This window comes from Mucilaginibacter rubeus, assembly GCF_014643835.1.
GTDB classification, from domain to species: Bacteria; Bacteroidota; Bacteroidia; order Sphingobacteriales; family Sphingobacteriaceae; genus Mucilaginibacter; species Mucilaginibacter rubeus.
This window is the reverse complement of the sequence record NZ_BMKD01000006.1, coordinates 23,984-38,540: the sequence shown is the minus strand read 5'-3', so window position 1 is coordinate 38,540 and position 14,557 is coordinate 23,984. Positions and strand designations below refer to the sequence as shown.

Annotated in this window: 8 protein-coding genes; 4 read left to right on the top strand and 4 right to left on the bottom strand. The window is 44.2% G+C overall.

All coding sequences use genetic code 11. The features are described from left to right. The first annotated feature begins 32 nt into the window (after positions 1–32). Positions 33–1,541 (top strand): RagB/SusD family nutrient uptake outer membrane protein, encoded by a 1,509-nt coding sequence (locus IEX80_RS19215; RefSeq protein WP_188833816.1) that lies wholly within the window; start codon positions 33–35, stop codon positions 1,539–1,541. A gap of 124 nt (positions 1,542–1,665) precedes the next feature. Here the strand turns inward: IEX80_RS19215 and IEX80_RS19210 are convergent, their stop codons facing one another. The 4 genes from IEX80_RS19210 to IEX80_RS19195 form a co-directional block, all read right to left on the bottom strand. Next, on the bottom strand, positions 1,666–3,549 hold the full coding sequence (locus tag IEX80_RS19210) for a RagB/SusD family nutrient uptake outer membrane protein (RefSeq protein ID WP_090533401.1): 1,884 nt from the start codon (positions 3,547–3,549) through the stop codon (positions 1,666–1,668). Between the two features lie 35 nt (positions 3,550–3,584). Further along, entirely contained in the window at positions 3,585–7,040 is a 3,456-nt protein-coding gene (locus IEX80_RS19205) for a TonB-dependent receptor (protein ID WP_188833815.1), read from the bottom strand. 287 nt (positions 7,041–7,327) lie between these two features. Further along, positions 7,328–8,473, bottom strand: coding sequence for a FecR family protein (locus IEX80_RS19200; RefSeq protein ID WP_188833814.1), 1,146 nt, complete (start codon positions 8,471–8,473; stop codon positions 7,328–7,330). A gap of 60 nt (positions 8,474–8,533) precedes the next feature. Continuing rightward, positions 8,534–9,112 (bottom strand): RNA polymerase sigma-70 factor, encoded by a 579-nt coding sequence (locus tag IEX80_RS19195; RefSeq protein WP_188833813.1) that lies wholly within the window; start codon positions 9,110–9,112, stop codon positions 8,534–8,536. Positions 9,113–9,699: 587 nt separating this feature from the next. Between IEX80_RS19195 and IEX80_RS19190 the strand changes: the two genes are divergently transcribed. The 3 genes from IEX80_RS19190 to IEX80_RS19180 all read left to right on the top strand — a co-directional run bounded on the left by IEX80_RS19190 (position 9,700) and on the right by IEX80_RS19180 (position 14,538). Beyond that, a complete protein-coding gene (locus IEX80_RS19190; RefSeq protein WP_188833812.1) occupies positions 9,700–9,861 on the top strand; it encodes a hypothetical protein in 162 nt (53 codons plus the stop codon). Between the two features lie 303 nt (positions 9,862–10,164). Beyond that, complete coding sequence (locus tag IEX80_RS19185; RefSeq protein ID WP_188833811.1) at positions 10,165–13,566, top strand: ABC transporter permease; 3,402 nt, start codon at positions 10,165–10,167, stop codon at positions 13,564–13,566. Between the two features lie 66 nt (positions 13,567–13,632). After that, a complete protein-coding gene (locus IEX80_RS19180; RefSeq protein WP_188833810.1) occupies positions 13,633–14,538 on the top strand; it encodes a DUF2268 domain-containing putative Zn-dependent protease in 906 nt (301 codons plus the stop codon). The last annotated feature ends 19 nt before the right edge of the window (positions 14,539–14,557 follow it).

Here is a 14,557-nt window from a genome sequence, read left to right as displayed (position 1 = left end):
TCGATTGATAGTTTAATTTAAATTATATAAAAATGAAAACCATAAAAAATATATTGCTTGTAGGGCTGGTGCTGTTTGCATGCTCCTGCAAAAAGTTTTTGAAGGAGGAGCCTACCAGTTTCCTTACGCCCGAGTCGAATGTATCGAGTGTTAAGGTGGCCAGGGCTTTTGCCAATTCGGGTTACCAAAACCTACAGGGCTTTTTATCAGGCCAAAGTGGCTCGTACGGTGGTAATACCTGGAATTTGATGGAATTTATGACCGGCAAATCGGGCAGCGACCTTGGGCAAACCGGATACGTAAATTACCAGAACCTAACTTATAGCACCACCTCATTTTATTTTGATACATGGTGGCAGCAAATGTACCTTGGTATAGGTGCCTGTAACCTGGCCATTGGTAAAATACCTGCTATCAGCGCCCCCGGCCTTACCGATGAGGTAAAAAATAACATGCTTGCCGAAGTAAAAACCCTGCGCGCGCTTTATTACTTTCAGTTGGTACGGATGTACGGCGCGGTGCCAATGGTTACCGAAACACCTAAAGACCTCAACCTGAATATCCCGCGCACCGCGGCTAAAGATATCTATGATAAAGTGATCATCCCCGATCTGTTAGCTGCCGAAAAATCAACGCTGCCATGGAAGGATAACACCGGCAAAGTATCAATGGGTGCTGTTGAGGCCTTACTGGCCGATGTGTATTTAACCTACGCAGGTGCCGCGATCAACGGCGGTAAAACATTCTACGCCGAATCGGCCAAGCGTTCACTTAACGTGATCCAGAATGGTGGTTATACACTATTCCCGGAATATACCGACATGATCAAACCGGCAAATAAAAATACAGGCGAATTTATATTCCAGGTGCAATATGCGGCGTCGGTACCATCGTCAAATCCGCTTACACCGCTTACTATTCCGAATTTTTCGGGTGTTTCGCAATACTCAGATGAGTATGGCTCGGTTTATCCAACAACTCAGTTTTTAGCATCATTTGCCGCCGGCGATAAAAGAGTACAAGAAAAGCAGTTCTTTTACTCAAGCTATACTAATACAAAAACGGGCAAAAAAATTACTTTCCGCAGCCCCTATATCTACAAGTGGTTTGATTCTACCGCAGTTAATACCACGTTAAAATCTGATCTTAACTACACCCTTTACCGTTTGGCCGATGTTGAGTTGATGTACGCCGAAGCATCAAACGAAGCTGAAGGCGCACCAAATGCCACGGCTATTTTGATGGTTAATAATATCCGTGCAAGGGCTAAGCTGGCCCCGATAGGGGTATTAACCCAATCTGCATTTGAGCAGGAGGTGTGGTTACAGCGGTATTTTGAGCTCTGCTTTGAAAATAAAATGTGGTTCGATATGCTCCGAACCCGCAAAGTTCATAACGATGTTACCGGTAACTGGGATAATTTTATAGGCCATAAAACAGTATTTGGCGCCACGTTTACCGATAAACAACTGCTGTTCCCGCTGCCTAAACAGGAAACAGATGTCAATCCGAAGTTGTTACCTAATAATCCGGGTTTTTAAAGGGAAAGTAATCTGAAATTTATTAATAGCAAACAGTAAAAGGCCGCGCAAGCGGCCTTTTACTGTTTGTGGGTTAACCAACAACCTCTGTTTAAACCAACTTAGAGGTTTCTTTCGGATATATTTAATATCCGGGATTTTGTATTAGTAAATTGTTCTTGTTTACTTCATCGCGAGTGATTGGCCTGAAGTAAAGCGCGTTGTTCCAGGCCCTGTTTTCCAATACATTATATTCGGACGGTGTGTAGCTATAATCATAAACCGATGGGTCATAATGGTAAGGAGAGGATTGCGTTTTTCCCGATTTGAATTTTCCGGTAACAGTTACTATGGTTACCTTCCTGCCTACGGTTTCGTTGGCTATCAGCCATCTTCGTACATCATGATATCGCTGTTCTTCATAGGCCATCTCAATCCGGCGCTCATGACGGTATATGTTTCTCAGGCTTGTTTGATCTGTGGCGGTAACCGCGGGCATACCAACCCTGAAGCGGATCTTGTTTAACCATTCTACCGCCGGGCCTGTGTCACCGAGTTCGATAGACGCCTCAATATAATTCAAAACCGCTTCTGTATATCTGAAAAAAGGCCAGGGAATAGTTTGCGGCATGTTTTGATCAATGATATTAGGATCCGGATCGGTAAATTTATGATAGTAATAGCCGGTGTAGGTACCGTTCCAGTTTTCTAACGAACTGTTGCGGGTGTCCAGTCCGCTGAAAGATGTTAGTTTGCCGCTCACCATCAAATCATAAGTGCCGGTTTGAATTTGATTGGCGGGGTCAACATTGCCGGATACTTTATCGCGGGGTTTCCAATCCGAGCCATCGTACAGCACCGTTGCATAAAATCGGGGGTCGCGGTTTTTATAGGGATCAGCTTTTTCTAATGGGTTCGACCAACTGAATGGAGTGCCGTCCTGCATATCATAATCATCAACAAGTAAGCCAATCGGAGAGTTTCCGCCCCAGTTATGATAACCGTTAGGCCCGTTGTAAAGGTTTGGTGTTACGGCATAGTTTGGCAGCAGGAAATACTTTGCAAAGATGATTTCCGAAGCCCCGGCGGGGTCAATATTGGGCGCTTTACTACCTCCGCCCATTGCGATACTCGCATAGTTAATAGCACCCTGACTGGCTGAAACAGGAGCTGATAAATTTAGTTTATAACCGGTGCGCGGATCAGCATCCATTACCGCCTTTGCCGCGGTTTGTGCCAGGCGGTAACGATCGGCCTGGTTGCCGCTTGTGTAACATAGCAGGGGAAGGGTTTGATCCGGAATACCACTAACTTTTGCCGTTAGTTTAGCTTTATCATGCAAGTCACTCGCTGCATAAAGTAATACCCTCGATTTAATGGCCAGGGCTGCAAGCGCCGTAGCACGACCTTGCCCCATTGTTTTACCGGATAATAATTTGTTCGCTTCATCGCAATCTTTTACAATAAAGTTTACACACTCCTCGTAGGTATTACGCTTTACCTTAAGGTCGTCGGTAATGTTATATACTTTGGTGATGAGGGGGACACCGCCGTAAAAGCGTAATAATTGCTGGTAGTAATAGGCCCTCAAAAAATAGGCTTCACCTAAAAACTGGTCTTTTTTGGTCTGGTCGGAAATGCTGTTTTTGCCGCTTACAATTCTGTCGATGGCCGTATTACAGGTCCTGATATACAGGTACATCCTGTCCCAGTTCCACGAATCGTCGATCCAGCCGGTAGTAGTGGGGCTAACATTGCCCGTATTGACGATATCGATACCTCGCCCGGTATGGTTAAACAGAGATTCATCGGATACGGAGGCGAGCATTTGCTCAGATAATCCACCGTTTATCAGGCCTTTATAGGCATCGTTCATATAGGCTTCGGCCAAAGTCGGGTCGCTCCAAACCACATCAGCAGATAGTTGGTTGGGTGGAGCAACATTCAGGAAATCCTTTTTACAAGCCGCGCCCATTATCATAATGAACACCAGCAGATACAGGTTTTTATTTTTTAATGTCGTTTTCATATCAATTCCTTTCATAATGCGTTTTCTTACGCTCCTTAAAAAGTAACTTTAACACCCATGTTAATTACCTTAGCCTGCGGATAATACTGTCCGTTGGTATTGGTAGATTCGGGGTCCCAAATTTTGATCTTATCAAAAGTGGCCAGGTTGATGCCATTAGCGTAGATCCTCAATGAATTGAGCCCTAACTTTTGTATCCATTCTTTCGGAAGTGTATAACCCAACTCCACATTCTTTATCCGGATGTAATTGCTGTTGATTACATAATAGCTATTGTCTGACGCGCTGGAAGTGAAGTAGGTAGCGCCGCTATTAGAGTCAGATAACCGCGGATAAAGGTTGTTAGGATGATCAATACTCCAGCGTTTTTGATATGACCATTCCAGGTAGTTACCGATACTTCCTGATTCGGTCAGCCCTATTTTTTGTAAGCCGCCGGTAGCTCCCTGAACCAATACGCTTAGGTCAAATCCTTTGTAACCCAGGTTGATGTTCACGCCACCTGTAAAGGTAGGAGTGCCGTTTTTATCCATCCGTATTTTGTCATCACCATTAATTTTACCGTCGTGGTTTACATCTTTAAATTTCATATCTCCGGGCCTTAAGCTCGAGTTTGAAATGCCTAATCCGCTGTAATCAAGCTTGTTGTTGTCGATGTCTGCCTGGTCTTTGAAAACGCCGTCATATTGGTATAGCAGCCAGGCATCTGTTGGATGACCGGTTGCCCGCTGCCAGTCTGGCGCGCCCGGGGTTTCGTCAAAATACAATACTTTATTTTTAGCATATCCGGCGTTTACACTAACACTGTAATTAAAATCGCCGGCGCGGTCACTGTAATTCACGCTGAAATCATACCCCGAGTTTTTCAACCTGCCGAGGTTAACAGGAGGGAAGTTGTATACAGGGATACCTGCGCTTCCCGGTATCGATCCGGTTTTAGGCGCCAGCACATTTGAGCGGAGGTTATAAAAATAATCGAACGTTACTGATAACCGGCTGTTTAAAAAGCTTGCTTCAAGGCCAACATCGGTATTGTTTGCAACTTCCCAGGTAAAATCATAATTAGGTACGGTGCCTTCATAAACCGTCGCAACGGGCTGTCCGTTAAACATGTTATTGCTGGTTGCCAATAAAGTTAGGTATTGGTACTCTTTAAGCGCACCGCCATAATATGCTTCGGCCCCCATCCGGCCCCATGAGCCCCTTAGCTTCAAATTATCGACAAAGTGAATGTTGTTTTTAAAGAAGCCCTCTTCCGAAATGCGCCATGCTGCCGTAACACCCGGGAAAAAGCCAAACCGGTGGCTGGGCGGAAAGATATAGGAGCCATCTACACGCCAAAGAAATTGCGCGATATATTTTTCTTTATAGTTATAATTGGCGGAACCGAAATAGCTTAAGCGCGCACTTTTAAATACATCATTGGCCCCGTTTGATTGTCCCAATTCCTGGCCAAATGATAACTGCGGGATTTGCGAGGATATAAAGTTGGTTTTAAAAGCTGTAAAGCCGCTGCTATTAGCAGTTTGGCGCTGTACACCGGCCATTAATGAAACCGCATGACCATTAAAGTTCCTGTCATAATTGATGATGCCGGTTAAGTTTATATCCAGCTCATTAATGTTTTTTTCTGTAAGATTTGGTGTATGAAACTGGTCAGGATAGAAGTTTTTAACCTGCAATTGCGGGCTGCCATCATTATTTAAGGTAGTTTTATCCCACGAATACAATTCATATGGTGTTCTCCAGGTACTTTGCCTGTCCCAGTATTTATCCAGCGACGCTGTACCGGTTAATTTTAGGCCTTCTACGCCCGGCAATTTAATTTCTATTTTACCGGTAGTCTGCAGGTAATCTTTAGTGTTTTTATCATATCCGGTTTGGTTAGTTGTAGCCACAACCGGGTTAATACCGTTTTCAATATCCGGACCGGCCGAACCGTTGGGCCAAATGGCTACATCCGTTGGCCTGCCACGCATAATAAACCTGAAAATGTTGGCGGCACTCACTGTTGGGTAGTTAGGGTTTTCTTCCCTGCCGGTAACATTTAAACTGGTGGTGATATATTTACTAACTTTAGATTCTACATTGATTCGCAAATCGTACTGCTTGTATCTGGTGGCCGAGTTCTTATAAAAACCGTCCTGGTTTAAATAGCCCAGCGAAACAAGGTATTTGGTATAGTCGTTACCGCCCGTAACCTGCAGGTTGTGCCTTTGTTGCGGCGACCATTTTTGAAATACGGTGCCAAACCAATCGGTATTGGGATATCGGAGCGGGTCAGATCCATCCCTGAATTTCTGCATAGCCTCCGGCGAAAAAGCAGCGTTTATGCTGCTGCCATCAGGCCGGGTGTACGTGCCTGTGTTTTTTAAAGCTTGCCAGGCATCGTTCCAGTTGCTTTGATTTAAGCCCGAATTGAATATTTGTAATTCGTTCATGATCTCGGCATATTCCGGTGCATTTGCCATTTTGGGTACACGGGTAGGACGCTGCAAACCATAATAAAAATCATAACTGAATTGTGGCTTACCCGATTTACCTTGCTTGGTAGTAACCAAAATTACACCGTTACCGGCCCTTGATCCATATATTGCGGCTGATGCATCTTTCAGGATTGATATACTTTCTACGTCGTTAGGATTGATCCTGTCAATACCACCTGCACGTCCCGGTACCCCGTCAATTACAATCAGCGGATCTGTGTTACCGCCTGATAAGGAGTTGATACCGCGGATGCGAATAGTAGAGCCATCACCACCAGGTTCGCCGCTTGATTGGATAGCAACTATACCCGACAGGCGGCCGCCAAGAGAGTTGGAGAGGTTAACAGAGGCCGATTTGGCAAGTTCTGAACCCTTTACATCTGATACCGCGCCCGACACGACTACCTTTTTCTGCGTACCGTAACCAACCACAACAACCTGGCTCAGGTCTGAAGCCAGAGGAACAAGCCTGATATTATCGAGGCTTTTTTTTGCCGGTACTTCCAAAGTAGTAAATCCCACGAAAGAGATAACCAGGATACCGTCATCCGGAACGTTGCTCAAGGTAAAACGTCCTTCGGTATCGGTTTGTGTACCTAAACTCCCGCCTTTTAATTTTACCGATGCGCCCATCAGGGGTTTTCCGGTATCATCAACAACCTTTCCCTTGACAGTGATCGGCGGAGGAGTGTTTTCCTGCTCAGCTGTTTGAGGATAAGTCGCTCTCAGCAAAATATTTTTACCGGTGATCTTGTAGCCGATCTGCGCGTTTTTAAAACAGGCGTTCAATGTTTCCTCAATCGAGGCGTCTTTAACATTAACGCTGATGGACGTATTCACCAGGTTTTGATCGGTATACAGAAAAACATAGCCTGACTGGTTTTTAATCTGGGATAAAATTTTTTCCAGGGGGGCATTTTTTTCGTTTAGACTGATCTTTTGACTATAGCTTTTAGCGCTTGCATGTAATAGCGTAATTATTAATAGCAGGGTGGTTAGTTTCATAACCATAATAAGTTTATGGGCCAGCGAGCCTTTTTTAGGGCATATCACTGTTAGGACACCTGTAAAATTCATTACATTTGTTAGGTTTGAGGTTAACACATAAGATAATACTCCATTTGTTTTACCGATTTACTCGGAAGGGTTGACTCAAGCTTTATCGCAGAAGTGCTTCGAACCACTTCTGCGTTCTTTTAAGAACCCTGTTTTCTCTGATCAGGTTATTTGACGTAACATTTTTTTCATCGTTTTTAGGTTAGTGTTAAATAATTGGTTATTTGTTGTGTAGGTTAAGGTTTAATGATGATTTTCTTTTCCGAGCCTTTAGTTTGCTGTACAATTTCATAGTTCACTTTAAAATAGGCCAGCATATCCAGTATCTGCGACGCGTTTGCATCCTTGATCATTTCGCCAGAAAAAACGGTTTTCGGAATACCATACGGGTATGAAACATCAACGTTGTACCAACGCGATAACTGCCGCATAACATCCTCAATTTTTGCTTTTTTAAATTTGAACAGCCCGTTTTTCCAGGCCGTTGCCTCGTTAATATCTGCGTCTTTAATTTCAATTGCTGTATTTGATAAAGACGTTATACTTTGCTGTCCCGGGCGGAGGAGCACACTCCTTGAATCTCTTGATAATTTTATGCTGCCTGCCACCAGGGTGGTTTTTATTACCTGTTCATCATCATAGGCATTTATATTAAACTCGGTGCCGATATCTTCAATAGTATGCCCTTTGAAATTTACCCGGAATGGCTGTTTCGCATTATGTACAATCTCAAAATAAACTTCGCCGGTAATATTTACGGTGCGATCATTTCCTTTAAAAGCCGTGGGGTAAGTGATGGATGATGCAGAGTTTAACCATACCTTGGTACCATCAGCTAAAACCAGATCATATTTCCCTCCGCGGGGGGTACTCAAAGTATTGTAAACTATAACAGAAGCATCTGTATTGTCGGGTGCATACGCCAACTGACCGGCAGCCGTTTTTACAATTCTGATATTGCCTTGTTTAGCTATTGTTCCGTTTATCTGGCTGTTTAAATTAATCTTGAGGCCATTGTTTAGTACCAGGACCGCTTTATTACCGCCAGGGGCAATGTCTGCCTTTTCAACCTTTGCCGTCATTTGCTGCTGACTGGCTTTTGAATCTGAAAGATAATAGTAGCCTCCTACTGATAAACAAAGTATCACAGACGCCGCTAATGCTAATCGTGGCCATAGCCGTTTGGTTGCTGCCGGCAGTACAGTTACATTTAATGATTGCCAAACATCCGCTTTCAGCTGGCCAATTTCTTCGGATGAAAGCTCCTGTTGTTCAGGTGTCCATTGGGCGTACCACTCCTCCAATAAAATGCGCTCTTCGTCGGTTATCGTGCCGGCGTGATATTTACTTAATAACTCCTGAAGATTGATTTTTGGGTTCAATTGGCTAAGTATTGTCTTGTTTATTATAGACAAATAGCCCGGTAGCCATGGGGGTAAAAATTATTTATCGAATAAAATAAAAATCAAAAATGTTATGAGCCCCAATTTAACTCTCAATACTTTAAGCGCATTTTTTACATGGCTTCTTACAGATTGTTCGGTAATATCCAGCTTACCGGCAATCTCCTTATAGGTCATATGATACTTGCGGCTCATTTCAAAAACTATGCGCATTTTAGGGGGTAAGGCCTGTATTTCTTTGTTAATAATCTCGGTCAGTTGGCGTTCACGCATCAGGTGATCGGTCATGACAGGGGCGATGAGCTGTTCAGGAAGTTTCAATCTATATCTTTCATGAATCTGTTTACGCCCTATTACGTTTAGGATCCTGTTTCGGGTAGCAGTATATAAATAGTTTGACAGGTTGGTTTTAAATTCAATGGAACCATGATTAGCCCACAAAAACGCGAATAACTCCTGCACTACGTCTCTTGCTTCTTCTTTATCCCTTACGCGGTTGAATGCGTGGAGATACAACAAACCGAAATACCGGTCGTATATCTCAGCAAAGGCCAGTGGATCATCCAGCTTGAGCAGATCTGTTAACTCTGAATCGCTTAATGTGTTATAATTGACCATCGCGATTATTTAAGTTACCTAAAAAAGCACACCTGCCTGATGCAAGCAGCCATTGCATGTAAATAATTAAGTTAGTAATTGGCAGATGTATTAAATGTAGTTTTAACATTAAACGCAATTTGAGTAAAATGGCCGATCAACTCCTATGAAGATGTACTGAAAATCTTGAAACGAATTGGCTGGCGTTATAACTTAAATTTCGACTTAAATAAAGCACAATAAAGCAAATTTATTTTTATGCAGGAAATTTATTTCGTTATGCCGGACGCGGACATAGCCGGCTTCAATTCAGACGGATTGATCCGCTCGGTTTTGGGGCTGGTAAACATGCGCGGTCACGGATTACCTGTGAATCCGAATAAATTTTGTTCATATATCAATAATTCAAAATCACATTAACGGGATTTCGTGGCTTACTGATAGCTTGGTTTTTGATAGTGTGTTAATATTCAGGTATTTATATGATGGTGTTACATTTGAATATTTGATAACAACGATCCCGCAAAACTTTGACTACCTCATCCGGACCCGTGGTATCAGCACATTCAGCTATTGTCATGAAAGCGTTGCTAAACAAGATCACTAAAATGAATAACTTGATATTTGACAGATCAAAAGCGAGCGTTGATCTTCAGGAGAAAGTCGGCCAATTTTTTTATAATAGTCAAGCGGTTCTGAATGTAAACGAAATCGGCGAAGAGGGGGCAATCAAAATGGCTTATCTACTTGCCCTGCTCTTTCAATTGTAATATCGCCGTTGCAGTGAAGGTATCCGAAACCTTTTCTGCTCTTTATAAATGTTTTTATTCTGTGAGGTCACTGCATAACATCCTCGTTTTAACAATGGGATAGCAAATGTTGAGCCCTTTAATAGGTTTTCCCGGCTATCTGAGGCTATGAAGGGCTATGTTATTTATTAAAAACGTACGCTGCCTGTGCGGTTTTATTACAAATGAATATGTGAAAGTTTTTATAACTATTTATTTGTTAGTTAATTATTGATTTGGAATGACGATTGAGCTAATTGAGCACGTGAATCATATTCCTATTATATGACCTTTTACGATCTGGCACCCCTTGGAACCTTGTTTACCGGGCTAACGCTTGCTTTGCTGTTGGCAGCCAAAAGCACCGACCGTAGCAGTAACTTATTTTTAAGCTCTGCGTTGGTTACAGTCGTATTGAAGACCGGCGGACTTACACCGGTTCTTTTGCCGGCCCTGGGGCCGCTGTTGTATTTTTATGTGCGGCAGCAAACCTGTCCCGGCCAACGATTCAAACTAATAGAGCTGCTGCATTTCTGCCTCTTGCTGCCTGGATTTTGGATGCCGGGATGGCTGGTATTAATTTCGACCATTGGCTACTTGTATTTGTCACATCGTTTGATCAGTATTTTCTATGACCGGATACAGCCGGTGTTGATGGACCGGCCCCGGCTTGCTTTTCGGCGGCTGGAACAGCGACTTTTCTTGCTGGCTGTGCTCTGCCTGCTCTGGTCATTTTACACTATCTTCGGTTTTGCCGTAGCCTTGGTATTGTTCGGGATGACGGCCGGTGCAATACTGAAACCCCTTGGATCGGTGCAACCACAACCGGTAACGACGGACATACCGGATGCCAGAAGTAAAAGCCGGAAACTTAAAGAAGCGGTAGCCGCCGGCCGCCTTTATGAAGATGCCGAACTGACCCTGGCTACCCTGGCGGTGAAACTGGCGATGCATCCGCATGACTTGTCCCGGATTATTAACCTGGGTATGAAAAAGAATTTTAATGATTTTATCAATGAGTTCCGGGTACGGGAAGTCGTCCGGAAAATGCAGGATAGCAGCTATAACCACCTGACCCTGTTCGGCATCGCTTTCGGGTCCGGGTTCAATTCCCAAAGAACCTTCAACCGGGTTTTTAAAGAAATGACCGGAAAGACCCCTGTGGAATACAAAAACAACCTGAAAAAAGAATGGCCATTTGATAAATTGGCCATTCTGCCGCATAAGCGGCCGGTAATATTGCGTTCGGAAAGTCCGCCAAACCGGGTCTCCGAAAAATTAAAACGCAATCGTATGTTCCGCAATTATTTTAAAACTGCATTCAGAAACCTCCGTCAGCAAAAGTTGTATTCCATCATCAATATCGCCGGTTTAAGTATTGGGCTGGCCTGCGCCATGCTGATCATGCTATATGTTCAGGATGAAGTAAGCTACGACCGCTTTCATCAAAACGCCAGCCAGATCTACCGGATCGATAAGCAAACGACCAAAGATGATAACAGTGTCTCCAACGGCAGTTATACCGGTTATTTCCCCGGTCCGCGTTTTGCTGCAAAGATCCCGGAGATACAAAGCTTTGTCCGCTTTCAACCGGCGCAGGCAGATATTAAAATCGGCACCGATGTCAATTCGCAGGGTGTATGTTTTGTCGATGCTAACTTTTTTTCGGTATTCAGTTTTCCTTTACTTAGTGGTGATGCACGTTCCGTATTAACCCAGCCCAATTCCGCGGTAATTACCGAAGAAATGGCGAAAAAGTATTTTGGGCGCTCAAACGCCGTTGGCCAGATTATCTCCATCAAGGACGACAGTGTATTTAGACCCTGCATGATCACAGGGATTGCCAGGAATTGCCCGCAAAATTCATCCCTCAAATTCCAGGTACTGCTACCGCTGCATGTTTCTGCTGCAGCCGAAAATAATAATGCTAATTGGTTTAACTCATTTCTCAGCACTTTTGTCGTGCTATCTCCCGGTGCGAATATTAAAGCTGTTGAAGCAAAAATGAACCAGGTATTTGTATCAGATGCCGGCAAAGCCATTGGGGAGATAAAAAATAAATATCACGTAAAAAATATCGGTATAGCTTATTTGCTGGAGCCGCTTACTGGTATTCATCTGGGTAAGATGGTGCCGGGTGAAAACGAAATACTCCACGATAAAAGTAACCCTGAATTTGCGTATATTCTTTCGGCTATTGCCCTTTTTGTGCTGCTGATCGCCTGTATCAATTTTGTTAACCTTACCATAGCACGTTCGGTAAAGCGGGCAAAAGAGATCGGTATCCGTAAAGTGATCGGTGGCACCAGGCAGCAATTACGGCTGCAATTTTTAAGCGAGTCTCTTCTGCTTTGTCTGATCGCTTTCACCGTCGCGATAGGGATCGTTATAACGATATTACCGGTATTTGGCGGGTTAGCCAATAAAGTGCTGTCGCTTACTTATTTGCTTAATGCAAAATTGGTGAGCTGTTATATCGCGCTTTTTGTGCTCACCGGTTTACTGGCCGGGTTTTATCCCGCTATCATTTTGTCCGGTTACCACCCGGTCAAAACATTGTACAGTCGTTTTAACCTGACCGGGAAAAGTTATTTACAAAAGGCCTTGGTCGTCTTTCAGTTCGCGCTGGCTTCTTTTTTAATCATAGGCGCGATCACCATTTTTTTACAGTTCAATTACCTGACCACGCAAAGTCTGGGTTATGATGATCGTAATTTGATTACGGTTGACCAATTCCCTTTGACCCGAAGTGAAGCGGCTTTGATAAAAAAGAAATTGATGGAGAATCCCAATATTATTGAAGCTGCTCCTAAAAATGGCGGTTATAATAACAATACAGTAAAAATAAATGGTGATCAGCAGATTAACATTGCTGTTGAAACGATAGATGCTGATTATTTACCGCTCCTTCGTGTACCCGTTATTGCCGGCAGGAATTTTTCAGTTGCCTATCCGTCGGATCAACTAAAATCAGCCTTGATCAATGAGGCGTTTGTCAAAGAAGCCGGTTGGAAGCACCCCGTTGGGCAGCAAATCAACACCTTTCGTAATGAGACCTACACCGTCATAGGTGTGGTTAAGGACTACCATTATCAGCCTTTGACTGAAAAAACAGGCCCGCAGCTTTTCACCATGAATCCGGCAAATAGCTTCGGTATGATGTACATTAAAATCAAGCCCGGCACGGAGACCGCGAGCCTCCGGTTCATCGGCCGGGTATTTAAAGAATTGTTCCCGCTGAATCCTTTCGTTTACAACTTTAAACAAGACCAGAATAAGCAAAGTTATGCAGCCGAAGCCAGGTGGAAAGCGATCATTTTATTCAGTGCCGCACTTGCTATCTTTATTTCCTGTATCGGCTTGTTCGGCTTATCTGTATTGGCCGTTGAGAAGCGGGTCAAAGAGATCGGCATACGCAGAGTGCTTGGAGCTTCAGCAGGCAACGTAGTGGTAATCCTCTCAGCGGATTTTTTTAAGCTGGTCGTTATCGCGCTCGCCATATCTATTCCGTTTGCCTGGATCGCGGCCAGCCAGTGGCTGCAACATTACCCCTACCGAATTATACTCAACTGCTGGTTGTTTGTATCCGGTAGTGTATTGGTTATACTGATCGCCCTGATCACTATCAGTTTTCAATCTGTCAGGGCAGCGATCGCCAACCCAGCCAAAAGTCTACGAACGGAGTAAGTTATTTACCATTTCTCAGTTTACTTGCCTGCTAAATACCCCGAAGAATTGAACTAAAGCAGCTTAATGATGAAGAAAATCATGTTCCTGATTTTGTTGGCCCCGGTGCTTTGCCGGGCACAGCATGTTTCTCAAACAGACTGGAAGAATTTTTGGACGATGCGCGATAGCGTATCAGCCAGCTCTGATACAGCCCGGCAACTTGCCGCGGTTAACCGTCTGTATATAAGCAACGCCAGTGAAGGTCTGAAAGCGTTCATGCGTAATAAAGACGGCCTGGACCGTAAATGGCTGGCGTTGCTTAAGAGCAATCCCGGCTTTTGGGATACCCTGCAAAGAAAGCAATTCATGGTCAATGCTGCCGTACGAAAACTGGAAAGACAGATCGCCCGCTTTCAAAAGCTATATCCCGGGCTGAAGCCCGCACAGTCCTATTTTATTGTTGGTTTACGGCAACAGGGCGGCACGGTACGCGGCAGTTTGTCGCTCATCGGGGTGGAAGTCGTGTTGAACGATCCTGAGATGACAGGCGATCAGTTGGTACGCATGGGGATCCACGAGTATACCCACACGCAGCAAAAGCGTCCGGATTTTCAGCATATCAATGTACTTACTTCGGCTATCCGGGAGGGGGCCTGCGATTTTGTGGCCAAACGGGTAACCGGCATCCCAATGAAAACACCTTATATGGCCTACGGTCCCCTGCACGAAAAGGAAGTGTGGCACTCTTTCCGACAGGAAATGTATACTCAAAATAATGATAACTGGGTGAGTACCGGCCTTAACCCGGCGTTGCCCGCGCCTGACCTGGGCTACTTTATCGGTTACCGGATATGCCAGGCCTATTATGACCAGGCAAAAGATAAAAAAACAGCGCTAAAGGAAATCATCGAATTAGATTACGCAAACCCGGTAGCAGTGGACGATTTTTTCAAACGTTCGGGCTACCAGGGCGGCCGATCAGGTAACTGAACCACCATTTAAACCAGGC

What these genes read in the sequence shown, in the direction of transcription:
- IEX80_RS19185 (WP_188833811.1), top strand. Translation starts at nt 10,165, where the DNA reads ATGACCTTTTACGATCTGGCACCCCTTGGAACCTTGTTTACCGGGCTA.
- IEX80_RS19215 (WP_188833816.1), top strand. Translation starts at nt 33, where the DNA reads ATGAAAACCATAAAAAATATATTGCTTGTAGGGCTGGTGCTGTTTGCA.
- IEX80_RS19205 (WP_188833815.1), bottom strand. Translation starts at nt 7,040, where the DNA reads ATGAAACTAACCACCCTGCTATTAATAATTACGCTATTACATGCAAGC.
- IEX80_RS19195 (WP_188833813.1), bottom strand. Translation starts at nt 9,112, where the DNA reads ATGGTCAATTATAACACATTAAGCGATTCAGAGTTAACAGATCTGCTC.
- IEX80_RS19210 (WP_090533401.1), bottom strand. Translation starts at nt 3,549, where the DNA reads ATGAAAACGACATTAAAAAATAAAAACCTGTATCTGCTGGTGTTCATT.
- IEX80_RS19190 (WP_188833812.1), top strand. Translation starts at nt 9,700, where the DNA reads ATGAATAACTTGATATTTGACAGATCAAAAGCGAGCGTTGATCTTCAG.
- IEX80_RS19180 (WP_188833810.1), top strand. Translation starts at nt 13,633, where the DNA reads ATGATGAAGAAAATCATGTTCCTGATTTTGTTGGCCCCGGTGCTTTGC.